This window comes from Haliea sp. (genome assembly GCF_041395985.1).
In the GTDB taxonomy this organism is placed as follows: Bacteria; Pseudomonadota; Gammaproteobacteria; order Pseudomonadales; family Halieaceae; genus Haliea.
The window spans coordinates 416074-438665 of sequence record NZ_JAWKZJ010000002.1 but is presented as its reverse complement, the minus strand read 5'-3'; the positions used below and the strand labels follow the sequence as shown (position 1 = coordinate 438665).

21 protein-coding genes are annotated in these 22592 nt (G+C 63.5%); 14 read left to right on the top strand and 7 right to left on the bottom strand.

The annotated features are described in order from the left end of the window. The 9 genes from eno (at window position 1) to rpoS (ending at window position 7397) form a co-directional block, all read left to right on the top strand. A complete protein-coding gene (gene eno, locus R3E49_RS05615; RefSeq protein WP_371294135.1) occupies window positions 1-1296 on the top strand; it encodes a phosphopyruvate hydratase in 1296 nt (431 codons plus the stop codon). 1 nt (window position 1297) lies between these two features. Continuing rightward, entirely contained in the window at window positions 1298-1621 is a 324-nt protein-coding gene (gene ftsB, locus R3E49_RS05610) for a cell division protein FtsB (protein WP_371294134.1), read from the top strand. Continuing rightward, window positions 1618-2328 carry a 2-C-methyl-D-erythritol 4-phosphate cytidylyltransferase gene (gene ispD, locus R3E49_RS05605; protein WP_371294133.1) on the top strand — a complete coding sequence of 237 codons (711 nt, stop codon included), beginning with the start codon at window positions 1618-1620 and terminating at the stop codon, window positions 2326-2328. Before ftsB ends, ispD begins: the two co-directional genes overlap by 4 nt. A 5-nt stretch (window positions 2329-2333) precedes the next feature. Then, on the top strand, window positions 2334-2816 hold the full coding sequence (gene ispF / locus R3E49_RS05600; protein ID WP_371294298.1) for a 2-C-methyl-D-erythritol 2,4-cyclodiphosphate synthase: 483 nt from the start codon (window positions 2334-2336) through the stop codon (window positions 2814-2816). Continuing rightward, window positions 2813-3868 (top strand): tRNA pseudouridine(13) synthase TruD, encoded by a 1056-nt coding sequence (gene truD, locus R3E49_RS05595; protein WP_371294132.1) that lies wholly within the window; start codon window positions 2813-2815, stop codon window positions 3866-3868. Before ispF ends, truD begins: the two co-directional genes overlap by 4 nt. 22 nt (window positions 3869-3890) lie before the next feature. Then, on the top strand, window positions 3891-4523 hold the full coding sequence (locus R3E49_RS05590) for a protein-L-isoaspartate(D-aspartate) O-methyltransferase (protein ID WP_371294297.1): 633 nt from the start codon (window positions 3891-3893) through the stop codon (window positions 4521-4523). Between the two features lie 4 nt (window positions 4524-4527). After that, complete coding sequence (locus R3E49_RS05585; protein ID WP_371294131.1) at window positions 4528-5430, top strand: DUF368 domain-containing protein; 903 nt, start codon at window positions 4528-4530, stop codon at window positions 5428-5430. A gap of 4 nt (window positions 5431-5434) precedes the next feature. Further along, window positions 5435-6274, top strand: a complete 840-nt coding sequence (locus R3E49_RS05580) for a peptidoglycan DD-metalloendopeptidase family protein (RefSeq protein WP_371294130.1) — start codon at window positions 5435-5437, stop codon at window positions 6272-6274. Between the two features lie 151 nt (window positions 6275-6425). After that, on the top strand, window positions 6426-7397 hold the full coding sequence (rpoS, locus tag R3E49_RS05575) for an RNA polymerase sigma factor RpoS (protein WP_371294129.1): 972 nt from the start codon (window positions 6426-6428) through the stop codon (window positions 7395-7397). Window positions 7398-7401: 4 nt separating this feature from the next. Here rpoS and fdxA read toward each other — a convergent pair whose 3' ends face one another. The 3 genes from fdxA to R3E49_RS05560 all read right to left on the bottom strand — a co-directional run bounded on the left by fdxA (window position 7402) and on the right by R3E49_RS05560 (window position 10973). Next, window positions 7402-7725, bottom strand: coding sequence for a ferredoxin FdxA (gene fdxA, locus R3E49_RS05570; protein WP_371294128.1), 324 nt, complete (start codon window positions 7723-7725; stop codon window positions 7402-7404). A gap of 143 nt (window positions 7726-7868) precedes the next feature. After that, window positions 7869-10427, bottom strand: coding sequence for a DNA mismatch repair protein MutS (gene mutS / locus R3E49_RS05565; RefSeq protein WP_371294127.1), 2559 nt, complete (start codon window positions 10425-10427; stop codon window positions 7869-7871). Between the two features lie 75 nt (window positions 10428-10502). Continuing rightward, a complete protein-coding gene (locus R3E49_RS05560) occupies window positions 10503-10973 on the bottom strand; it encodes a YbjN domain-containing protein (RefSeq protein WP_371294126.1) in 471 nt (156 codons plus the stop codon). Window positions 10974-11057: 84 nt separating this feature from the next. On the opposite strand from R3E49_RS05560, the gene R3E49_RS05555 reads away from it, so the two are divergent. The 5 genes from R3E49_RS05555 (at window position 11058) to R3E49_RS05535 (ending at window position 17274) form a co-directional block, all read left to right on the top strand. Continuing rightward, window positions 11058-12527, top strand: a complete 1470-nt coding sequence (locus tag R3E49_RS05555; protein ID WP_371294125.1) for a glutamate-cysteine ligase family protein — start codon at window positions 11058-11060, stop codon at window positions 12525-12527. Next, window positions 12524-13552, top strand: a complete 1029-nt coding sequence (locus tag R3E49_RS05550) for a succinylglutamate desuccinylase/aspartoacylase family protein (protein ID WP_371294124.1) — start codon at window positions 12524-12526, stop codon at window positions 13550-13552. The genes R3E49_RS05555 and R3E49_RS05550 overlap by 4 nt, the downstream gene beginning before the upstream one ends. A 175-nt stretch (window positions 13553-13727) precedes the next feature. Then, window positions 13728-14777, top strand: coding sequence for a recombinase RecA (gene recA / locus R3E49_RS05545; RefSeq protein ID WP_371294123.1), 1050 nt, complete (start codon window positions 13728-13730; stop codon window positions 14775-14777). Window positions 14778-14908: 131 nt separating this feature from the next. Then, the gene (locus R3E49_RS05540) at window positions 14909-15466 is read left to right on the top strand and encodes a regulatory protein RecX (RefSeq protein WP_371294122.1); all 558 of its coding nucleotides are present in this window, start codon (window positions 14909-14911) and stop codon (window positions 15464-15466) included. A gap of 8 nt (window positions 15467-15474) precedes the next feature. Further along, window positions 15475-17274, top strand: coding sequence for an ABC transporter ATP-binding protein/permease (locus tag R3E49_RS05535; protein ID WP_371294121.1), 1800 nt, complete (start codon window positions 15475-15477; stop codon window positions 17272-17274). Here R3E49_RS05535 and R3E49_RS05530 read toward each other — a convergent pair. From R3E49_RS05530 to recQ, 4 genes are all read right to left on the bottom strand, one after another. Beyond that, complete coding sequence (locus R3E49_RS05530; RefSeq protein ID WP_371294120.1) at window positions 17268-18803, bottom strand: AbgT family transporter; 1536 nt, start codon at window positions 18801-18803, stop codon at window positions 17268-17270. The two genes, R3E49_RS05535 and R3E49_RS05530, sit on opposite strands and share 7 nt — an antisense overlap. 76 nt (window positions 18804-18879) lie before the next feature. Next, window positions 18880-19302, bottom strand: a complete 423-nt coding sequence (locus R3E49_RS05525; RefSeq protein ID WP_371294119.1) for a nuclear transport factor 2 family protein — start codon at window positions 19300-19302, stop codon at window positions 18880-18882. Window positions 19303-19495: 193 nt separating this feature from the next. Further along, on the bottom strand, window positions 19496-20680 hold the full coding sequence (locus tag R3E49_RS05520; protein WP_371294118.1) for a hydroxymethylglutaryl-CoA reductase: 1185 nt from the start codon (window positions 20678-20680) through the stop codon (window positions 19496-19498). Window positions 20681-20760: 80 nt separating this feature from the next. After that, the gene (gene recQ / locus R3E49_RS05515) at window positions 20761-22566 is read right to left on the bottom strand and encodes a DNA helicase RecQ (RefSeq protein ID WP_371294117.1); all 1806 of its coding nucleotides are present in this window, start codon (window positions 22564-22566) and stop codon (window positions 20761-20763) included. Window positions 22567-22592 lie beyond the last annotated feature (26 nt).

Here is a 22592-nt window from a genome sequence, read left to right as displayed (position 1 = left end):
ATGAGCAAGATTGCCAATGTACAGGCCTTTGAGGTCATGGATTCCCGGGGCAACCCGACGGTCATGGCTGAGGTCACCCTGGACAGCGGTGAGGTCGGGTCTGCCTGTGCACCGTCCGGTGCATCCACCGGCTCGCGCGAGGCGCTTGAGCTGCGCGATGGCGACAAGCAACGCTATCTGGGGAAGGGTGTGCTCACGGCAGTTGGTCACGTCAACAGCGACATCCGTGCACTGCTGCTGGGCATGGACCCCGGTCGCCAGCGCGATGTCGACGCCGCGATGATTGATGCCGATGGCACCGAGAACAAGGCCCGCTTTGGTGCCAATGCGATTCTCGCCGTTTCACTGGCGACGGCCAAAGCGGCGGCGCAGGCACGCAAGCTGCCACTCTACCAGCATATCGCAGAGCTCAACGGTACCGAGCGTTTGAGCATGCCGGTGCCGATGATGAATATTCTCAACGGGGGAGAGCACGCGGACAACAACGTCGACATCCAGGAGTTCATGGTGCAGCCGGTCGCGGCCCCGACCTTTGCCGAGGCTTTGCGCGCCGGCGCCGAGATCTTCCACGCGCTGAAAAAAGTGCTGTCCGAGCGTGGGCTGAGTACGGCGGTGGGTGACGAGGGTGGCTTTGCTCCCAATCTGCCATCCAATGAAGCGGCGCTGGACGTGATTGCGGAAGCGGTCGCTAACGCGGGTTACCGGCTTGGCAGCGATATCACCCTGGCACTGGACTGCGCCGCATCGGAGTTTTACCGCGATGGGGTGTACGATCTCGCCGGCGAGGGCAAGCGCTTCAGCAGCGCCGAGTTCACGGATTACCTCGCCAATCTAGCATCCGCGCATCCTATCGTCTCCATTGAAGACGGTCTCGACGAGTCTGACTGGGATGGCTGGAAGATGCTGACCGACAAGATTGGCGATCGTGTACAGCTGGTGGGTGATGACCTGTTCGTGACCAACACGCGCATTCTGAAGCGTGGTATCGACACCGGCGTGGCCAATTCCATCCTGATCAAGTTCAACCAGATCGGCAGCCTGTCGGAAACCCTGGATGCGATCGCGATGGCACGCAAGGCCGGCTACACCGCTGTTATCTCGCACCGTTCCGGGGAAACCGAGGATACGACCATTGCCGATCTGGCCGTTGCTACTGCGTCGGGGCAGATCAAAACGGGCTCCCTGTGTCGCTCGGACCGGGTCGCCAAGTACAACCGCTTGCTGCGCATCGAGGCGGAACTGGGCGCCCGCGCCGCCTACCGCGGGCTTGCCGAAATCGCCGGTCGGCGCGGGTAACATGAAGTACCTGCTGGCCGGTATGCTGTTATTGCTGGTCGCGCTGCAGTACAGGTTGTGGTTCGCCGAGGGCAGTCTCGCTGAACGGCACCGTCTGCAGCAGCAGGTGCAGCGCGAAGAGGCCGTCAATAGCGAGTTGCGCGCGCGTAACGCGGTACTCGAGCGCGAGGTACTGGATCTGCAATCGGGCAATGATGGCCTGGAACAGCGCGCTCGTGAGCAGCTGGGGCTGGTGCGCGAAGGCGAGGTGTTTTATCAGGTGGTCCCTGAGGCTGCAGCAGAGCAGGGGCAAGCACAGGCGCCGCGCTCTGAGCCAGGGGAGTGAGCGAGGTGGCTCGGTGTTGGGGGGTGATCCCTGCGGCGGGAAGCGGCTCGCGCATGGGCCTGTCCGAACCCAAGCAGCATCGGCTGCTGGGTGGCAAGACCCTGCTGGAGCACAGCCTTGACGCCCTGTTACGGCTCCCGGGCATGCTGGGCGTTGTCATTGCCCTTGCGGCTGATGACCCCAGAGCGTCGGACTTTCGCGACAGGGATGAGCGCGTACACGTCGTAGCCGGTGGGGTGCAGCGCGCCGATTCCGTGCTGGCCGCGTTGCACTTTTTGCAAAAAATTGCATATGAAGATGACTGGGTGCTGGTGCACGATGCGGCGCGTCCCTGCCTGAGCCCGGCAGACGGGGAGCGTCTGGTGTCCGAGGTGCTGGCGCACGGCGGCGGTGGGCTTCTGGCGGAACCGCTGGTCGACACGCTGAAGCGCGTGGGTGCCGATGGCCTGGTGCAGGCCACCGTCGATCGCCGCGGCCTCTGGCGTGCCCAGACACCCCAGATGTTCCCGCTGCTGCCGCTGCAGCAGGCGCTGTTGGCGGCCCTGGCGGCCGGCGTTGCTGTGACCGATGAAGCCTCCGCCATGGAGTGGGGGGGGCACCCGGTACGGGTGGTGTCCGGGTCGCCACGCAACTTCAAGGTGACGGTCCCCGGCGATCTTGAACTGGCGGCTTTTTACCTGGGTATCGCCGACGGAGGGCGGGAGTGAGCGCAATGCGAATCGGACACGGCTTTGATGTGCATCGTTTCGGCCCCGGCAGTGGTGTGGTGCTGGGCGGTGTCAGCATCCCCCATACCCAGGGCCTTGTGGCGCACTCGGACGGCGACGTACTGATCCACGCACTCTGTGATGCCTTGCTCGGTGCGGTGGGTGCTGGAGATATCGGCCGGCACTTCCCGGACAGCGACCCGGCGTTTGCCGCGATCGACAGCCGTATCTTGCTGCGCCGCGTGGTTGAACAGGTGTTTGCCCAGGGCTGGCAATTGGTCAACGCAGACACCACGCTGGTCGCGGAGGCGCCGCGCATGGCGGCCCACATACCCGCGATGCAGGTGAACCTGGCCGCCGACCTGCGCGTGGCTGTGGGGCAGGTCAACGTCAAGGCCACCACGACCGAAAAACTGGGCTTTACCGGCCGTGGCGAAGGGATAGCGGCGCACGCGGTGGTGCTGCTGCAGGGTATTGCTCACGCATGAATCCCGAACTCGGTCGCGTTGGGCCCATCGCTGACGCGACGGCGATCATACGCAGTGTGCCCGAGGACTTCCGGGTGTCCGAGCAGTTGGGCTTCGTTCCTGATGGGCAGGGCGAGCACGTGTTCCTCTATATCGAGAAGCGGGGACTGAATACCGCGGATCTGGTGCAGCGTGTGTCATCCCTGGCGGGCATCCATCCCCGAGATATTGGCTTCAGTGGTCTGAAGGACCGGAACGCGGTCACCCGCCAGTGGCTCAGCGTGCGCATGGCCGGCAAGCCTGAGCCCGACTGGCAGCGCCTCCAGGTGACCGACGAGGTCACTGTACTGGAGTGCCAGCGTCATTCGCGCAAGCTCAAGCGCGGCGTGCATCGGAGCAACGCGTTTGCACTGCGCCTGCGGGATGTGCAGGGGGATATGGAGGGCGTGGTGTCAGCGCTGGAGCGTATTCGCGACCGTGGCGTCCCCAACTACTTTGGCGAGCAGCGTTTCGGGCGTGACGGCGGGACGCTGTTACAGGCCCAGGCGTGGATGCTGCGCGGCGCGCGCAAGTTGAGCCACAGCAAGCGTGGCCTGTTTCTGTCGGCATTGCGCAGCGACCTGTTCAACCGCCTGTTGGCGCAGCGGGTACAAGACGGCACCTGGGAGCGCCTGCAGCAGGGCGACGTCTGCCAGCTGCAGGGCAGTCGCAGCCTGTTCCCCTGTACCGAACTGGATGCCGCGTTGCAGCAGCGCGCCGCGGCGGGCGATGTCCATCCCGGGCTGCCACTCTGGGGCGGCGGCGAGAGCCTGCAGAGCCCCGCGCTGGTCGCGGCGCAGAAGGCCCTGCTGGCGCCCCAGGCGGGTGTCTGCGAGTTTCTGGAGCAGGCGGGTTTAAGCCTGGCATATCGCCCTGCGCGACTTCTGCCGGATGACTTTTCGTGGCGCTTTTGTGATGATGGGTCGTTGCTGTTGACGTTTCATTTACCGCCGGGCAGCTATGCGACCGCCTTGCTGGCGGAAATACTGAATTACAGGGAAGGGTACAGGGAGCGTGAGGGGCGCAGTGAATAACGTCGATCTCAATGGCATCGGGATGACCTCGCAGCGCACGCGTGAGCGTCTTGTGCGGCGTCTTGCCGAGCAGGGCATTCAGGATGAGCGCGTGCTCGACGTCATGCGCCGCACGCCCCGGCACCTGTTTCTCGATGAGGCGATGGCGCACCGCGCGTATGAGGACACGGCCCTGCCGATCGGGTTCCAGCAGACGCTTTCCCAGCCCTACATCGTGGCGCGCATGACTGAGCTGCTGCTGGAACAGGGCCTCCGCAGTCGCGTGCTGGAAATTGGCACGGGGTCGGGATACCAGACCGCGGTACTGGCACAGTTGGTCGATGAGGTGTGGAGTGTGGAGCGCATCAAGCCGCTGCTGGACAAGGCACGTGCCCGGTTACGCCAGCTGAAATTGCGCAACGTGCGCTTCAGTCACGCTGATGGTGGACTGGGTTGGGAAGAGGCGGCGCCATTTGATGGCATCCTCAGTACCGCGGCCCCGGAAAGCATCCCCGAGGATCTCCTCTTGCAACTGGCGCCCGGCGGTTGTCTGGTCATTCCGGTGGGCGCATCGCTGCAGAACCTGCAGGTTATCACCCGGACCAGTGAGGGCTACGAGACGCGACTGGTAGAAGCGGTACGCTTTGTCCCTCTGCGTTCGGGTACGGTGAAATGAGCCCATGACGCCACTGGGTGTGTTTCTTCGCGGGGTCCTGATGGGCGCAGCGGATATTGTGCCCGGTGTGTCGGGTGGCACCATGGCATTCATCACTGGCATCTACGATCGCCTGCTGGCGAGTATCCGCGCCTTTGATCTACCGCTCCTGCGCCTGCTGCATCGCGGTGACCTGCGGCGCGCCTGGGTGCATGTTGACGGCGCGTTTCTGCTCACGCTGGTCGCGGGCATAGCCACCAGCATCCTGTCTCTGGCCCGGGTCATCGCCTGGTTGCTGGAGGCATACCCGGTGCCGCTCTGGGCGTTTTTCTTCGGCCTGATACTGGCCTCGGCACTGGTGCTGCTGCGGCAGGTACCGCATTGGAGCACGGCCCGCGTGTTGTGCCTGATCATTGGGCTCGGCGTGGCGGCGGCGATCGCGCTGAGTCCTGTAGTGGCGCTTCCCCCGGGACTCCCCGCAGTGTTCATTACCGGGTTTATCGCCATCTGCGCGATGATACTCCCGGGCATATCCGGCAGTTTCATTCTCATCCTCCTGGGCATGTACTCGACCGTCCTGCATGCCGTGAAGAACCTTGAGCTGGCCGTTATGCTGGTGTTTGCGCTGGGTGCCGGCCTGGGCCTGATGTGCTTTTCCCGCGTGCTGCACTGGCTGTTGCGGCGCTACCACGCGGCGACCATGGCGCTGTTGACCGGTTTCCTGTTCGGGTCACTGCTCGTGGTATGGCCCTGGAAACATCCGCTGGACTGGGTGCTCGGCAGCGATGGTGTGCCGCGCCCCGCGCAGCAGGTGCCGGTACTACCCTGGCAGTTTGCCGACGACCCCTGGCTGCTAACCTGCCTGATTCTGATGGTGTTTGGCTTTGCGCTGGTGTGGGTGATTGAGAGGCGCTGGGGTGGGTCGTAGGCAAATGCCCCCGCTGCTGGGACTGATCGCGCTGTTGCTGCTGGCGGGCTGCGGTAGCGGTGGACGTGCGCCCATTGAAGATCGACAATCCCCAGCCGCCGTGGGTGGAGTGGCGTCTGAACGCTACGTTGTGCGGCGGGGAGATACCCTCTACGCGATCGCTTTCCGCTTCGGTATGGATTATCGCAGCGTCGCCGCCGCCAACGGGATTGCTGCACCCTACACGATCTACCCCGGGCAGAACCTGATTATCCGGCCCGGTCGCGATGTGGTCGCGAGTCAGCGCAGCTCCCAGCCATCGCCGGGCAGTCCCCGCCCCGTCCCGACCCAGGCCACAGCGACGCCGGCGGTGGTTCCCGGGCCTGTCAGCCCGCCAGCGGCGCCGCCACCGGGCAGCGTAGCGGGCGCGCCGCGCAGCGAAAAGCCGGCGCCACCGCTGGCCGCGGCCAGCACGCCACCGGCACCGCGCCTGACGCCGGTCAGCGCCTGGCGCTGGCCCTCCCAGGGCCCGGTGACACGCAGGTATTCCGCCACTGTGCACAAGGGCATCGATATTGGCGGACGCCGGGGTGACCCGGTGGTGGCCGTGGCTGCGGGTGATGTGGTGTACGCGGGTACCGGTATCGTGGGTTTTGGTGAGTTGCTGATTATCAAGCACGACGATGTTTACCTCAGCGCCTACGGGCACAACGACCGCTTGCTGGTCGCCGAAGGCGCACGTGTGGCCGCGGGCCAGCAGATTGCCGAGAAGGGCAGCACCGGCACCGACGTCGTGAAGTTGCATTTCGAGATCCGTAAAGAGGGTAAACCCATCGACCCCCTGCAACTTTTGCCCAGGCGTTAGGTGTCTTGTGGCGTCAGGTGTCTTGTAATGAATTGTAAGCATGGGGTAACCTGATCAACCGGCGACAGAAAGCTCCCTTACGCGGGTGAGATTGAGGTGTGGCATGGAAGTCGAGATAACAAAAACAGGCCAGAGAGCCGCGACCCACGCAGTGCGCGAAACCGAAGAACCGGTCTACGCAGAATGCGCCGACGCGGCTGAGCTCGAAGGGCTGGACGCGGAGGAGGCAGCGGTCGACGATGATGAGGAACTCGCCTTCGACCGCGCCAAGGCGGCTCGTTCCGGCGAAAAGTCGCTGGATGCGACCCAGTTGTATCTCAACGAGATCGGATTTTCCCCGCTGCTGACCGCCGACGAGGAAAAACACTTCGCGCGTTTGGCGTTGCAGGGTGACGAGGCAGCGCGTCGCAGGATGATCGAGAGCAACCTGCGGCTGGTGGTGAAGATTTCTCGCCGTTACCTCAATCGAGGCCTCACGCTGCTCGACCTGATTGAAGAGGGCAACCTGGGACTGATTCGGGCCGTGGAGAAGTTTGACCCCGAGCGGGGCTTCCGTTTTTCCACCTATGCGACCTGGTGGATTCGCCAGACGATTGAACGCGGCATCATGAACCAGACCCGGACCATTCGTCTGCCCATCCACGTGGTCAAGGAACTCAATGTGTACCTGCGCGCCGCGCGGGAACTCACCCAGAAACTCGACCATGAGCCCACCGCGGAAGAAATCGCGGAGATGCTTGATCGCCCAACCGGCGAAGTCAAACGCATGCTGGGGCTCAACGAGCGGGTAACCTCCATTGATGTGCCGATCAGTTCAGACTCTGATCGCGCTATGCTGGAAACCATTGCAGACAGCAACGACAGCGACCCCTCGCACCTGTTGCAGGAGGATGACATTCGCAACAGCATCAGCCAGTGGCTGGATCAGCTCTCCGAGAAGCAGCGTGAAGTGGTTGCACGGCGTTTCGGCCTGCGCGGGCACGAAAGCAGCACGCTGGAAGAGGTAGGGCGGGAGATAGGCCTGACACGTGAACGGGTCAGGCAGATTCAGGTCGAGGCGCTGCGCCGCTTACGCCAGATCATGGAGACACAGGGCCTGACCGGCGACGCGATTTTCCGCTGAGGCCTCAGCGCTCCAGCAGTGCCAGTTTGTTGGGCTTGTTGGCCCACTCTTCGGCGTCCGGAAGGGCGTCTTTCATCTCTGTGATGTTGGGCCACACTTCGGCCAGCTCGGCATTGAGCTCAAGGAATACCGCCTGATCCTCAGGCAGTTCGTCTTCGGAATAAATGGCGTCTACCGGGCACTCGGGCTCGCAGAGCGCGCAATCGATGCACTCGTCCGGGTGAATAACCAGAAAATTGGGCCCCTCGTAAAAGCAGTCAACTGGACACACTTCCACGCAGTCTGTGTGTTTGCACTTGATACACTGTTCGCCAACAACAAAAGTCATGCCAGTTTTGCCTCATTTGCAGGGGCGCCTCTGCCCCGTGGGCGCCCGTTTCGGGTCGGAAGTTTAACCGCTGCGCCCGGAGTTTTAAAGGGTTCGCGCCGCGCTGTTTTCCCGCGGGCAGGGCGGCCACCAGCGGGCTTGCCCTAGCCCAGGGTCTCACGGAGGCGGTAGAGCAGCTCCAGTGCTTCCCGGGGGGTCAGGGCATCCGGGTCCGTGTTTTCCAGAAGGGAGACCGCAGGGTGTGGTTCAGTGCTGGCGAACAGCTCAGCCTGGGTGGGTGCCGGCAACGGGTCGCCGCGCCCGGGGGCGCGCTCCAGCGCCTGCAGCTTCTCGCGGGCGGCGCGCAGCACCGTATCCGGTATGCCCGCCAGCTTTGCCACCTGCAGGCCAAAGCTGCGGTTTGCCGGCCCTTCCTGGATGTTATGCAGAAACACCACATGGTCCTCGTGCTCGGTGGCGTCCAGATGCACGTTGGCCATGGTCGGGCACTGTTCCGGCAGGGCGGTGAGCTCGAAATAATGTGTGGCGAAAAGCGTGAAGGCCCGCACGGTGCGGGCCAGCTGGACGGCAGCCGCCCAGGCGAGACTGAGGCCATCGAAGGTGCTTGTGCCGCGGCCCACTTCATCCATCAACACCAGGCTGCGCTCGGTCGCGTTGTGCAGAATGTTGGCGGTCTCGGTCATCTCCACCATAAAGGTCGAGCGCCCGCTGGCGAGGTCATCCGAGGAGCCGATACGGGTGAAGATCCGGTCCATGGGCGATAGTCGTACACGGTCTGCCGGCACGAAGCTGCCAACATGTGCGAGCAGGGCGATCAGGGCGTTCTGGCGCATGTAGGTCGATTTGCCGCCCATATTGGGGCCGGTGATCAGCAGCATGCGCCGCTGATCGTTGAGCAGTGTGTCATTGGCGATAAAGGGGTCTTCCAGCACCTGTTCCACCACCAGGTGGCGGCCAGCCTCCACTTCAAAAACCTGTTCCTGCGTGAACTCTGGCTGGCACAGGCGCAGCCGTTCGGCGCGTTCTGCCAGTGTGCCAAGCACGTCCAGCTCGGCGACGGCAGATGCGGTGTCCTGCAGCGCCGCCAGCTGTTCGTTCAGTGTTTCAATCAGGGCCTCGTAGAGCATTTTTTCCCGCGCCAGCGCGCGACTGCGAGCCGAGAGCGCCTTGTCCTCGAAGGCCTTGAGTTCCGGTGTGATAAAGCGTTCCGCATTCTTCAGCGTCTGGCGACGCTGGTAGGTGTCTGGCGCGCGGGCCGACTGCGCGCGACTGATTTCGATAAAATAACCGTGGACGCGGTTGTAGCCCACTTTCAAGGTGCTGATGCCGGTCGCCGCACGCTCCCGCGCTTCAATCTCCAGCAGATAGTCGCCTGCGTTGCTGCTGATGCGGCGCAGCTCGTCGAGTTCGGCATCGTAGCCGGTGGCGATCACACCGCCCTCACGAATGACCACCGGTGGATTCTCGCACACAGCGCGTTCCAGCAGCTGGCAGAGCTGCGGGTATTCCGCCGCCTGCACGGAGAGCGCGTCGAGACGATCCGCGCGACAGGGGGCGAGCGCCTCACGCAGGGTGGGCAGTGCGGCCAGCGAACTGCGCAGGCGGGTCAGGTCCCGCGGTCGCGCGGAACGCAGCGCGACGCGGCTCAGAATACGCTCCATATCGCCTATGGGTTTCAGCGCGGTGCGCAGCGCTTCGAAGCGGTAGTCATCGCAAAGCGCGCACACCGCTTCCTGACGTTGACTGAGCACCGCCGTGTCGGTCAACGGGCGATGTAGCCAACGGCGCAGCAGGCGGCTGCCCATGGCGGTGACGCAGTGGTCCATCACGGAAAACAGCGTGTGCGTTTCGCCGCCGGCGAGGTTGCGGTCAATTTCCAGGTTGCGTCGCGTGGCCGCATCCATAATCACGCTTTCGGCACGATTTTCATGCGCGATGCTGCGGATATGGGGCAGATTACTGCGCTGGGTATCCTTGACGTATTGCAGCAGACAACCTGCGGCCCCGAGTGCCAGCCCCAGGCTCTCACAGCCGAACCCCTGCAGGTCGTGGGTCTGGAACTGCAGGTTCAGGGCACGACGCGCACTATCCTGGTCGAACTCCCAGGCCGGCTGTGCCCGCGCGCCACGTCGTGCGCTGAGCAGGGGCAGGCCAAGCGTGTCCTGGAACAGTACCTCCGCCGGATTCAATCGCTGCAGTTCACTGGCGAGTGCCTCATCACCCTCGACTTCGAGGACGCGGAAACGGCCGCTGGCGAGGTCCAGCCAGGCCAGGCCGAAGCGGCCCCGGTGCTCCGCCACGGCGAGCAACAGGTTGTCGCTGCGCTCCTCCAGCAGAGCCTCGTCACTCAGGGTGCCGGGGGTCACGACCCGCACGACCTGGCGTTCCACCGGGCCCTTGCTGGTCGCCGGGTCACCGATCTGCTCACAGATGGCCACCGAAACGCCGCTTTTGACCAGCCGCGCGAGATAGCCTTCGGCCGCATGGTAGGGCACGCCCGCCATGGGGATGGGCTCGCCGGCGGATTTGCCCCGCGCGGTCAGGGTAATGTCGAGGAGCTCCGCAGCACGCCTGGCGTCGTCGAAGAACAGTTCATAAAAGTCGCCCATGCGATAGAACACCAGGTCACGTGGATGCTGCGCCTTGATTTTCAGGTACTGCTGCATCATGGGGGTGTGCACGGTTGCGGATTCGCTGGTCATTGTGTGCGGGGTGCCTGTTCCTTGGATCGATGGGTTAACGCAGTGGCGGGCATGCAGGCCGCAGTGGCCGCCCCTTCAATGCACCACGGAGCGTGGCCGCTGACGTGTGGAGCCATCCTCGGAGAAGAGGTAATCGAGCCGCAGGCATTCCTCCGCCAGCTGCAGCATGGCCTGCATGGTCATGGCAACGAAGTGATTGAACTGGCTCTCGGTAATGCCGGCATTGCCGGGGAAAATGGCGGCGGCTACCAGCTGCGGCGTCGCGTCGTCCACCACGTCGAGGAACAGCTTCAGCACCGGGTACTCCATGTTCAACCGCCCCAGGTCGGCGGACAGGGCAAGCAGGGCCATGGGGCGGATTTCCAGCTCTGTGGTGAACAGCAGGCCAAAGCTCTCGGGAATCAGGCGGCTGTCCAGCACCCCCTCCTGTGACCTGATTTCGCTGATGTGCAGGTTGTCGCAGTGCTCGCACAGGTAATTCTGTACGGCGCTGGCGTTCAGCCAGCGTTCCAGCAGGGCGCGGTCGGGTGTGACGGGGGTGGACATGGGACAACCAGTGGCAATTGGGGAAGCCCGATTTTACGTCATGCCCGGACTATCCTCCACCGGCTTCTGTGCTATAACGCTGCCATGGGCACCGATATCCACACCGTGCAGTTTTCCACGGCCGACTACCAGCGCTTCAGCCAGCGGCTCGAGGCGAACCTGCAGCGTCTCGAGGCACTGCTGGCGGTGCCCGGCTTCGGCGAGGGTCCGGCGTCACTGGGCGCTGAACTGGAGCTGTACGTGGTGGATGGTGCGGGCAGGCCCGCACACCTCAACGAAGAGCTGCAAGCCGCGGCGGGCGACGAGCAGCTGACGCTGGAACTCAATCGCTATAACCTCGAGTACAACCTGAGCCCGGTCGCAGTGGCGGACAGCCCTTTTCTCTCACTGGAGGAGGAAATCTGCCGCAAGCTGGGAACGCTGCGCCAGCTGGCGGCACAGCGGGATGCGCTGGTGGTGCCCATCGGCATTCTGCCCACGCTGCAGCGCGATGACTTCGGGCCCGCCTGCATGACGCCAAAACGGCGCTTTGCGGCGCTGGTGGAGCAACTGATTGCCCGCCGTGGGCGCCACTTCACCATCAATATCAACGGGCAGCATCCGCTGCAGCTGGCCATGGACGATATCACCCTGGAGGGCGCCAATACCTCGTTCCAGGTTCACTACCGGGTGGCGCCGGAGCGCTTTGCGGATGTGTTCAACGCGATCCAGGCGGTCACCCCGCTGGCGCTGGCGGTGGCGGGCAATTCCCCCACCCTGTTCGGCCACAGCCTGTGGCAGGAGACGCGTATCCCGCTGTTCAAGCAGTCCATCGACACGCGTCTACCCGACCGCTACGCCTGGAAAGAGCCTGCCCGGGTGAACTTTGGCCAAGGCTGGGTGCGCCGCGATGCGCTGGAGCTGTTTGCCGAGGCGGTGCGTCTCTACCAGCCCCTGTTGCCGGTTTGTGCCGAGGAGGCGGGTGATCCTGCCAGTCTGGAACTGCGTGAGTTACAGCTGCATCAAAGCACGGTGTGGCTGTGGAATCGCCCGGTCTACGACGCCGCCGCGGGCGGTCACCTGCGCGTCGAGATGCGCGCACTGCCGGCGGGGCCCACCGCTGCGGACATGGTAGCCAACGCGGCATTCCTCATCGGTATGGCGGAGGGCCTGCAGCCGGGCCTGCAGCGTTGGCTCCCGGCGTTACCGTTTTCAATTGCTGAACATAACTTTTACCGTGCGGTGCAGGAGGGCCTGGCAGCCCGGCTGGTCTGGCCGCGTCCGCAGCAGACGGTATGCGAGGAGCAATCCGCAGCCAGTCTGGTCGCGGACATGCTGCCGGTGGCACGCCGTGGGCTGGATGCCATCGGTATCGCCGGCACAGAGTCCGACCGCTATCTGGGGATCATCGAGCGGCGGCTGGCCACGGGGCAGACCGGGGCGCGCTGGCAGCTGGCGCATCTCGGGCAGCCGGAGTCCAGAACACGCCCGGATCTAACGCAGTTGAGCGCCATGCTCGAGGCTTACCGCTTGCGCAGCGAGACCAATGAACCGGTAGCGGAGTGGCCGCAGTGAGGCGGGTGCGCTTCCTGCGGAATCCGCTGGCGACGGAAATCGGCGACACCGTAGAGGAGTTTCTGCAGATCCTCGGTGGCCCCGCGAGTGTCTTTCTGGACGGGCGGGATACCCGTCGCACGCGGGCGCTGGTCACGCTCCTGCATGGTAACGAGCCGTCCGGCCTGATGGCCCTGTTCCGCTGGATCAAGTCGGGTCGCCAGCCTGCCGTCAACTGCGTGTGCATCATCGGTTCCGTCGAGGCGGCACTGCGGCCGCCGTTGTTCAGCCATCGCATGCTGCCCGGCGTGCGCGACCTGAACCGCTGCTTCAAGCCGCCCTTTGAGGGTGCCGAGGGCCTCCTCGCAGAGGAAATCCTGCAGATCCTGCGCGTGCACCACCCGGAGGCGGTTATCGACCTGCACAACACCTCCGGCAGTGGGCCGGCCTTTGGGGTCTGCACACACCTCGACCGTGAGCATGACGCGCTGGTCTCACTGTTTACCGAACGCATGATCGTGACCCGGTTGAACCTCGGTGCCTTGATGGAAATCAGCGAACACAGTTACCCCACGGTCACGGTTGAAGTGGGGGGGCGGCTTGACGAGCGCGCCCACGAGCTGGCCTGGGAGGGCCTTTGTCGCTACTTTGACCGTGATCGCGTGCTGGCGGGGGATGAGCCGGTCTGGGCGCTGGAGGTCCTGCAGGATCCGGTGCGCCTGCATCTCAATCCCGGCGTGACACTGGCCTACGGCGAGGTGCCGGACAGCACGGCCGACGTCACCCTGCGGCAGGATATGGAGCATTTCAATTTCGCCACGGTAGGTCCGGATGAACCGCTGGGCTGGATACGCGGAGACCTGCGTAGCCTGTTCTGGGCACAGGACGCGGGGGGGCGCTGTGTGCTTTCCAGTCTGCTGCGCTGCGTCGGAGGGCGCCTTTACCCGGCGACCGCAACAACACTGTTCATGATCACCACGAATGTCGTCATCGCCCGCAGTGATTGCCTGTTCTACGCGGTCCCGCAGGCCCGCGTGTCACCGTGAACCCCACCGACCTGTCGCCCAGGCAGGCATATCCCTGATCGCCGGGCAGATTTGGTGGTTCAGGGGGCTTGCAATTCGCGGCCAATGCACTGAGTATATATACAGTACTCGGGTCCGGGAATCTGGCACCCTCAACCTCCGCCGCACAGGCCATCAAAGACAGGAGCCGTCGATTATGGACGCCAACAAGCAGAAAGCACTGGACGCAGCCCTCAGCCAGATCGAACGCCAGTTCGGCAAGGGCACGGTGATGCGCATGGGCGACAACGAACGCGTGGCCATGCCCGCGATCTCGACCGGTTCACTCGGTCTGGATATTGCGCTCGGCATCGGTGGCCTGCCCAAGGGGCGTATCTGCGAGATCTACGGCCCCGAGTCTTCGGGCAAGACGACACTCACACTGCAGGTGATCGCCGAGTCGCAGAAAGCCGGGGGCACCGCGGCGTTTATTGATGCCGAGCATGCGCTTGATCCCAGCTACGCGGAAAAACTCGGCGTCTGCGTAGACGACCTTATCCTGTCACAGCCAGATACCGGTGAACAGGCACTCGAGGTCGCCGAGATGCTGGTGCGGTCCGGCGCGGTGGACGTGCTGGTCATCGACTCAGTTGCCGCGTTGACGCCGAAGGCGGAAATCGAAGGTGAAATGGGGGATTCCCACGTTGGTCTGCAGGCGCGGTTGCTGAGTCAGGCCATGCGCAAGCTCACCGGAGCCATCAAGCACAGCAACTGTCTGGTGATCTTTATCAACCAGATTCGTATGAAGATCGGCGTGATGTTCGGCAACCCGGAAACGACGACGGGCGGTAACGCGCTGAAGTTCTATTCATCGGTGCGTCTGGACATCCGCCGCATCGGTGCGGTGAAGGAGGGCGACGAGGTGGTCGGCAACGAAACCCGCGTCAAAGTGGTGAAGAACAAGGTGTCCCCACCCTTCAAACAGGCCGAATTCCAGATTATGTACGGCAAGGGCATCTATCACATGGGTGAAGTCATCGACTGGGGTGTGAAGCTCAATCTGATCGACAAATCCGGTGCCTGGTACGCCTACAAAGGAGACAAGATCGGGCAGGGCAAGGCCAATGCGGCGCGCTTCCTGGAGGAGAACCTGCCCATCGCGGAGGAAATAGAAGCCGAAATCCGTCGTCAGACCATGGTCGCCGCAGCGCCCCCGGCAAAAAAGGTTGCGCCGGCTGCTGAAGCCGATCTGCCGGACGACGAGTAAGGCAAAACCCGGGTGCCGCGCACCCGGGGTTGTTTTCCAGGTGCCGGGCTCCACTCACCCCCACTCTCGCGTGCCCGGCACCTCTTTTATGACTCATCGCATTGCGGATGGCTCGCGGTATCATGGCGTCCATGTCTGATCAAACTACCCATCCTGACACGCAGGACCCGGCGACTCGGGTGGAGGCCACGGCCTCAGTGGGTGACATACGCGTTGCTGCCATGGACCTGTTGGCACGGCGTGAGCATGCCCGCAGCGAGTTGCAAACCAAGCTGCAGCGCCGTTTCGACGACGCAGCGCTGGTGAGCCGCGTGCTGGACGACCTTGCTGCGGAGAACCTGCAGAGCGATGCACGCTATGCTGAAAGCCTGCTGCGCCAGCGACTGGACCGAGGCTACGGGCCGGTGCGTATCCGTCAGGAAATGCGCGAACGCGGTGTGGCGCAGGCGCGCATTCTCGCCGCCCTGGAGACCGTGGATCCAGACTGGTGTGAGGCGGCCACCGTGGCCTTTCAGCGCAAGTTCGGGCAGGCGCGAGAATTGCAGCCCGAGGACCCCGGGGAGTCGCCGTCCTATCACGTCCGCCGCGAAGCACAGCAGCAGCGCTTGAAGGAGAAGGCGCGGCGTATGCGCTTTATGCAGTACCGCGGTTTCCTGCCGGAGCATTTCCGGCACCTGCTTGAGGACTGATTGCCGCGATGCGACCCCGCACTGACGCCGAGCCTGGGCAGGTACTCGACTGGTCGGTTCTGCCCCGTCTCTGGCCCTACCTGCGCGATCATCGTCGACGTATCGCCCTGGCGATGGCCTGTCTGTTGCTCGCCAAGGGCGCGATACTCGTCATTCCCTTCATCATGAAGCATCTCGTGGATGGCTTGAACCTGGAGTCGGGTGCGCAACTCGCGGGGTCGGTGGCGCTGGGGTTGATCGCCGCCTACGGCGTGGCGCGCCTGTCCAGCGTACTGTTTGCCGAGTTACGTGACACCCTGTTCGGTCGCGTCACCGAGCGCGCCATGCGTTCCCTTGGGCTGACGGTGTTTCGCCATGTACATCAGCTGGACCTCGGTTTTCATCTGGAGCGGCGCACCGGTGGCCTGGCCCGCGACATCGAGCGGGGCACCAGCGGGGTGAGTTTTCTGCTGCGTTTCATGGTCTTCAATATTGTGCCCACACTGTTCGAGATCGCCGTGGTGGTTTCGGTTTTCCTGTTCAGTTACGGGCTGAGTTATGCGCTGGTGACCCTGGTTTCCGTCGTCGCCTATGGCTGGTTTTCCTTCGGCGCGACGGAGTGGCGCACACGCTTTGTGCGGGAAATGAACGAGGCCGATTCGGCCTCCAACACCCGCGCCGTGGACAGTCTGCTCAATTTTGAAACCGTCAAGTATTTTGGCAATGAAGCCTACGAGGTGCAGCGCTACGACGAAGATCTGGCGCGTTGGGAGCAGGCGCGACGGCGCAACCGCCTGTCTCTGTTCGGGCTCAACGGCGGCCAGGCGCTGATCATTGCGCTGGCACAAACGGCCATCATCGGCCTCGCGGTGTTGCAGGTGCGGACGGGGCAGCTTACGCTCGGTGACTTCGTGCTGATCAGTCAGTACATGATCCAGCTGTTTCTGCCACTCGGTTTTCTCGGTTTTGTCTACCGCGAAATGAAAGGGGCAATGGCCAATATCGAGCGTCTGTTTGGCCTGCTGGATGTACGCCCGGAGCTCGCCGACCGGCCCGGAGCGCCGGCCCTGGGCGTCGCCGGCGGCGGTATCCGTTTTGAGCAGGTGAGCTTTCGTTACCCGGCCGGGCGCAGCATTCTCGACCGGGTCAGTTTCGAGGTGCCGCCAGGCAAGAAAGTGGCGGTGGTGGGAGCCAGTGGCGCTGGCAAGTCTACACTGGTCAAGCTGCTGTTTCGCTTTTACGACCCCAGTGCGGGGCAGATACTCATTGACGGGCAGGACATCGCAGAGGTCACCCGCGAATCGCTGCGCAGGGCGATTGGTATCGTGCCCCAAGACACCGTGCTGTTCAACGACACCCTGCTGGAGAACCTGCGATACGGCAAGCCTGGTGCCTCGGACGCCGAGGTGGCCGAGGCCGCCAGCATGGCCCACCTGGACGAGTTCCTTGCCCAGCTGCCCGATGGTTGGCAGACCCGGGTGGGCGAGCGCGGACTCAAGCTTTCCGGGGGGGAGAAGCAGCGTGTCTCCATTGCCCGCACCATCCTCAAGCGTCCGCCCATCCTGGTGTTTGACGAGGCCACCTCCAGCCTGGACAGCCGCTCGGAGCAGGCGATTCTGAAGGCGCTGCGGGAGATTGCTCTGAACCACACCAGCCTGGTGATTGCTCACCGCCTGTCCACGGTTGTCGACGCAGACCGTATTCTGGTGCTGGATCAGGGCCGGATCGTCGAACAGGGTGGCCACCGCGAATTATTGGCTTCCGGTGGCCGCTACGCGGCACTGTGGGCCGCTCAGCAGGAGCAATCGCTGCCCGAGGCTCCTCAGTAGCTATAACTGGACTGCAGGCCCAGCGGTAGGCCCAGAGCCCAGTAGCCGAGCAGAAACAGCGTCCACAAAATGATGAAACTCACCGAGTAGGGCAGCATCAGCGCGGTGACCGTACCGATCCCGGCGCTGCGAACGTAGCGCTGGCAATAGACCACCACCAGCGGAAAGTAGGGCATCAGCGGTGTGATGATATTGGTGGTGGAGTCGCCGATACGGTACGCCGCCTGGGTCAGATCCGGTGACGCACCGAGTTTCATCAGCATGGGTACCAGGATGGGGGCGAGCAGCGCCCATTTGGCCGATGCCGAACCCACGAACAGGTTGAGAAAGCCTGTGAGCAGGACAATGCCGGAAATGGTGAGCGCGCCGGGCAGGCCCAGTGCCTGCAGCCCCTGCGCACCCTTCACCGCCAGCAGTATGCCCAGGTTTGAGGCGCCAAAGGCGTAAATGAACTGGGCGATAAAGAACATGATGACCAGGTAGTAGCCCATGGTTTGCATGGTTTTGGTCATGCCCTCGATCACGTCCCGGCTGCTGGTGACCGTGCCCGCGCTGATGCCGTAAACCACGGCGGGCAGCAGGAAGAGCAGGAAGATCAACGGCACGATAGACGCCATGAGCGGAGCACCATTCTCGGTCAGGGAGCCACCCGGGCCACGCCAGGCGGAACCCTCGGGCACTGCACTCAGGCACAGCAGTATGATGGCCACGAGCATGCTCCACAGAGCGAAGCGCAGCGCGCGCCGCTCAGTCGTACTGAGCGCCTGCATTCCGGTTTCAGCAGCAACATCCGCGTCGATCGGCGTGCGACGCAGGTGGGGTTCGACAAAGCGATCCGTGACCAGCCAGCCGACCAGCACGATCAGTAATGAGGAGGCGGAGGTGAAGAAATAGTTGTTCAGCGGGTTGAGGACCACAGACGGGTCAATAATCTGTGCGGCGGACTGGGAGATACCCTGCAGCATCGGGTCGACGGAGGAGGGCACAAAGTTTGCGGAGTAGCCCCCCGAAACACCGGCAAAAGCCGCAGCAATGCCCGCCAGCGGGTGGCGGCCCGCCGCGTGGAAGATGATGCCTCCCAGCGGTATGACCAGTACGTAGCCGGCATCTGCGGCGGTGTGGCTGACGATCCCAACCACAATCACCATGGGGGTCAGCAGCCAGCGTGCCGTCACCCCTAACATGGCGCGCAGGGTGGAGTTGATGAACCCGGTGTGTTCAGCAACACCAATACCCAGCATGGCCACCAGCACCACTCCGATCGGGTGGAAGTGGGCGAAGGTTGTCACCATATCTGCAAGGAACTGCGTCATGGCGGTCGGCGAGAACTGGTTGACAACCTGCAGTGCCTCGCCACTCCGCGGATCAATCAGGTCGTATTCGAACCGTGAAAAAAGCAAGGACAGCGCCCAGGTGATGAACAGCAGGGCGATGAACAGTACGGCCGGGTCCGGCAGGCGGTTGCCGACGCGTTCAATACCGGCCAGCAGCCGCTGGGTCACTGTCACGGGGTGGGCAGGTGGGTTCATGCTGGCGGCGACTCCCTAAAAGCCCAGTGTAAATCGCCCTTCCGCTGGACACAAACAGTGGGTGCAGGCGCGGCGCTCAGTCGAGGGGGTAGGGCGGCCGTTGTCCGCCGCAGAGTACGTCAGTGACCTGCTCGGTATCCATATATTCGGTGAGCTTGACCAGCTGTCCCTTGTCGAACTCGAACAGGAAATGGTAATCGTTGCTGTAGGTCTGGCCGGAGATGTGTTCGCCTTCGCTGCAGGCCTCCACGGCCACCTTTTCACCCTCCGCCACCATGCCGCGAATGGTGAACGTCAGGCCGTCTGGAAACACATCCATGATGCTGGCGATCGCCGGCCGCAGGTCGGCGCACTCGGTGACGCCGGAGATCAGGGTGGCGCCCATGGTTTCCACGCTCCCGTTCTTGGCGTAGGCCGCAACGACGGCATCGACATTGCCGGCACTCAGGTCGCTGAGAAACTGGCGCACGCGGGCTTTGTTATCGGTCTCTGTGGTCATGCGGTGGTCTCGTCGGGGCGCGCGCCGGTTGGCGTCACTGACTTCATCATAGTGCGCCCCGCCTGTGGCGCCACAGCGCTGGTACAGCATTTCAAGCCAGTGGGCCCGGGCGTTGTCAGGAGAGAGTTTCTGGTTCAACTATTCGATAGCGCTGCGGGCCCATCGGGCCCGCTCACGGGGATGGTCGCGCCGGTCAGCGATTGCGCCCCAGTCGCTCGTGTGCGTTCACCCACTCATTCTGCCGGGTTTCCTTGTCCACCCGCGTGGCTGCGCCCAGGGACAGCTCTCCCGCGACCACCAGTCCCGCGGCAATTTCCGCCAGCTTCAGGGCCTTGCCCTGGCCATGACAGCCCATGATCTCCAGGCATTCACGCTGTGTGGGCAGGTTGGTGCCGCCCCCGTAGGTGGCGAGAATCAGTGCCGGCAGGGTGATGGAGAAGAAGTAATCCCCCTCGCGGGTGACGCGGGTGTACACGCTGCACTGGTTGGACTCGCCGATGTTGGCGATATCCTGCCCGGTTGCCAGATACAGTGCGGCGAGTCCGTTGGCCGGGTGTGCAGCGTTATTGGAAGAGTGAGTGAGAAAGGAAGCGACGGTGGTAATGCCCCAACCATAGTGCATCGCCTCGGGTGTGATACGCAGATGCGATTGCAGCACATCGCGGGGTACGGTGATTTCAGCGGTCACGCGGCGGCCGCGCCCCTTCAGGGAGTTCACTGACGAGGTGCGCTTCTCGGTGTCGAAATTGCCGGAGAGCAGGTAGTGACGCATTTGCGGAAAGCGCTCGCGTATCCACTCACAGGCGACAAAGGTGGCCTTGCTGGTCATGTTTTGGCCCGCTGCATCACCCGTACTGTAGTCAAACCGGGTGAAGACCATGTTGTGTGCAATGTAGTGTTCAATCTCGTTGAGCTTGCCGACGGAGGTGGTGCTTTCCGCAACGGCTTTGATGGCGGTAAAGTGCTCATCCAGCCAGAGGTTGAAATCCCGCGCGTCGCGGGCATCGCGGAACACGAAGCAGGGCGCGCGCTGCATCGCCTCGCCGCAGACCGTGGTCTTGACACCACCGCTTTCACGGATGACTTTCATACCCCGGTTGTAGCTGGCCAGCATGGTACCCTCCACAGTGGCCATCGGGACATAGAACTCCCCCTGGGCGTGCTCGCCGTCGATCAACAGGGGCCCCGCGAGGCCGATGGGTACCTGGGCCACACCAAACAGGTTTTCAATGTTGCCAGACATGTCCTGCGGATCAAATGAATACTGCCGCGTGTGATTTAGCTGCGCCCCCGTCTTTTCTTCGATGAAGGACTGCCGCTGGGCGATGATCTCGGCACTGTAGTCGTTGTCGTTGGAACGGGGAATTCTGCTGCTCATGGCGCTGTCCTCGGCAAAAGGCGCCAGAGTAGGAAAAAGGGGGGTAGGGTGCAAGCGCGGGCCAGACCGGCCGGCGCCGCTCAGTTGTCCCTGCGTTGCAGGTGTTGCTGGATGACCTGCAGAAAGTCCTCGCCGTACTTGTCCCGTTTGCGTTCGCCGACGCCGCTGAGGGCGCCGAAGGCCGCTATGCTCCGCGGCAGCTCGGCACACATTTCCTGCAGGGTTTTGTCGTGGAAGATGATGTAGGGCGGAATGCCCTGCGCTTCTGCGAGGCCCCGCCGGCATTCGCGCAGCGCTTCCCAGAGCTCCGTGTCGATGTCGTCGGGGAGCCGCTGGCGTGTCTGCTGGCGCGTGGCCGGGCGCGCGAGGTCGCGGCGCAGCTCCAGGGTCTCCTCACCGCGCAGCAGGGGACGGCATTGGTCCTCCAGACGCAGTGCGCCGAAATGGTCAAGATCCGCGCGCAGGTAGCCGCGCGCCACCAGCTGTCGGAAGACTGAACGCCATTGATTGTTGTCCAGTGCCTTGCCTATGCCGAAGGTGGGCAATACGTGATGATCGTACTGGAATATCCGGTCGTTCTCGGCACCGCGCAAGACGTCGATCAGGTGGTTTACGCCGAACCGTTGCCCGGTGCGGTAGACGGCACTCAGGGCCATGCGCGCGGCTTCGGTGCCGTCCCAGGTGGGCACTGGCTCCAGGCAGGTATCGCAGTTGCCGCAGGGTTGCGTAAGGCTGTCGCCGAAGTAGCGCAGCAGCGCCTGGCGTCGACAGGTGGTGATTTCACACAGGCCCAGCATGGCATTCAGGCGCTGTTGTTCCGCCCGCTTGTGCTCCTCACTGCCCTCGGACTGGTCCATCATCTGGCGCAGCTTCAGAACGTCCTGCAGGCCGTACACCATCCAGGCGTCCGCGGGCAGGCCGTCGCGCCCGGCCCTGCCGGTTTCCTGGTAGTAGGCCTCGATGGTTTTTGGCAGGTCCAGGTGAGCAACGAAGCGTACGTCGGGTTTGTCGATGCCCATGCCGAAGGCGATGGTGGCGACCATGATCACCGCTTCGTCCCGCAGAAAGCGGGCCTGGTGACTGCTGCGCAGGGCAGCCGGCAAGCCGGCATGGTAGGGCAGTGCGTCGTAGCCCGCCTGCCGCAGGGCGAGGGCGGTCTCCTCGACCTTGTTGCGTGACAGGCAATACACGATACCGGCGTCCCGGGGGTGCTCGTTCTTCAGGAACCGCAGCAGTTGCTGCTTGGGGCTCTGCTTGAGCGCGATGCGGTAACGGATATTGGGGCGATCAAACCCGGCGATGTAGTGTTCAGCCTGGGCCAGGTCCAGGCGCGTAACAATTTCCTCGCGCGTGCGGGTGTCGGCCGTGGCGGTCAGGGCGATACGCGGCACCTCGGGGAAGCGCTCGTGCAGCAGGCTTAAATGCAGGTAGTCTGCGCGGAAGTCGTGGCCCCATTGGGAGACGCAGTGGGCTTCGTCGATCGCGAACAGCGCGATCGTGGACTGTTCCAGCAGGCGCAGCATACGGGCCTGCACCAGGCGTTCCGGAGCGATGTAGAGCAGGTCCAGTTCGCCGCGCAGCAGGGCTGTCTCGACGGCTGCGGCGTCGTCCGGCACCAGCGTCGAATTGAGATAGGCGGCGCGCACGCCCAGTTCACGCAGGGCGTTGACCTGATCCTGCATCAATGCGATCAGCGGCGATATGACGATGCCACACCCCGGGCGTACCAGCGATGGTACCTGGTAGCAGAGGGACTTGCCGCCACCGGTCGGCATCAGAACGAGGGCATCGCCGCCGCCCACCACCTGGTCCACGATACTTTCCTGCAGCGGGCGGAAAGCCGGGTAGCCGAAGACGGATTGCAATACGGAAAGGGAAGAGGTCATTGTGGGCAGTATACCGCAGGTGGGTG

What these genes read in the sequence shown, in the direction of transcription:
- eno (WP_371294135.1), top strand. Translation starts at nt 1, where the DNA reads ATGAGCAAGATTGCCAATGTACAGGCCTTTGAGGTCATGGATTCCCGG.
- ftsB (WP_371294134.1), top strand. Translation starts at nt 1,298, where the DNA reads ATGAAGTACCTGCTGGCCGGTATGCTGTTATTGCTGGTCGCGCTGCAG.
- ispF (WP_371294298.1), top strand. Translation starts at nt 2,334, where the DNA reads ATGCGAATCGGACACGGCTTTGATGTGCATCGTTTCGGCCCCGGCAGT.
- truD (WP_371294132.1), top strand. Translation starts at nt 2,813, where the DNA reads ATGAATCCCGAACTCGGTCGCGTTGGGCCCATCGCTGACGCGACGGCG.
- R3E49_RS05590 (WP_371294297.1), top strand. Translation starts at nt 3,891, where the DNA reads ATGACCTCGCAGCGCACGCGTGAGCGTCTTGTGCGGCGTCTTGCCGAG.
- R3E49_RS05585 (WP_371294131.1), top strand. Translation starts at nt 4,528, where the DNA reads ATGACGCCACTGGGTGTGTTTCTTCGCGGGGTCCTGATGGGCGCAGCG.
- R3E49_RS05580 (WP_371294130.1), top strand. Translation starts at nt 5,435, where the DNA reads ATGCCCCCGCTGCTGGGACTGATCGCGCTGTTGCTGCTGGCGGGCTGC.
- fdxA (WP_371294128.1), bottom strand. Translation starts at nt 7,725, where the DNA reads ATGACTTTTGTTGTTGGCGAACAGTGTATCAAGTGCAAACACACAGAC.
- mutS (WP_371294127.1), bottom strand. Translation starts at nt 10,427, where the DNA reads ATGACCAGCGAATCCGCAACCGTGCACACCCCCATGATGCAGCAGTAC.
- R3E49_RS05560 (WP_371294126.1), bottom strand. Translation starts at nt 10,973, where the DNA reads ATGTCCACCCCCGTCACACCCGACCGCGCCCTGCTGGAACGCTGGCTG.
- R3E49_RS05555 (WP_371294125.1), top strand. Translation starts at nt 11,058, where the DNA reads ATGGGCACCGATATCCACACCGTGCAGTTTTCCACGGCCGACTACCAG.
- recA (WP_371294123.1), top strand. Translation starts at nt 13,728, where the DNA reads ATGGACGCCAACAAGCAGAAAGCACTGGACGCAGCCCTCAGCCAGATC.
- R3E49_RS05540 (WP_371294122.1), top strand. Translation starts at nt 14,909, where the DNA reads ATGTCTGATCAAACTACCCATCCTGACACGCAGGACCCGGCGACTCGG.
- R3E49_RS05535 (WP_371294121.1), top strand. Translation starts at nt 15,475, where the DNA reads ATGCGACCCCGCACTGACGCCGAGCCTGGGCAGGTACTCGACTGGTCG.
- R3E49_RS05530 (WP_371294120.1), bottom strand. Translation starts at nt 18,803, where the DNA reads ATGAACCCACCTGCCCACCCCGTGACAGTGACCCAGCGGCTGCTGGCC.
- R3E49_RS05525 (WP_371294119.1), bottom strand. Translation starts at nt 19,302, where the DNA reads ATGACCACAGAGACCGATAACAAAGCCCGCGTGCGCCAGTTTCTCAGC.
- R3E49_RS05520 (WP_371294118.1), bottom strand. Translation starts at nt 20,680, where the DNA reads ATGAGCAGCAGAATTCCCCGTTCCAACGACAACGACTACAGTGCCGAG.
- recQ (WP_371294117.1), bottom strand. Translation starts at nt 22,566, where the DNA reads ATGACCTCTTCCCTTTCCGTATTGCAATCCGTCTTCGGCTACCCGGCT.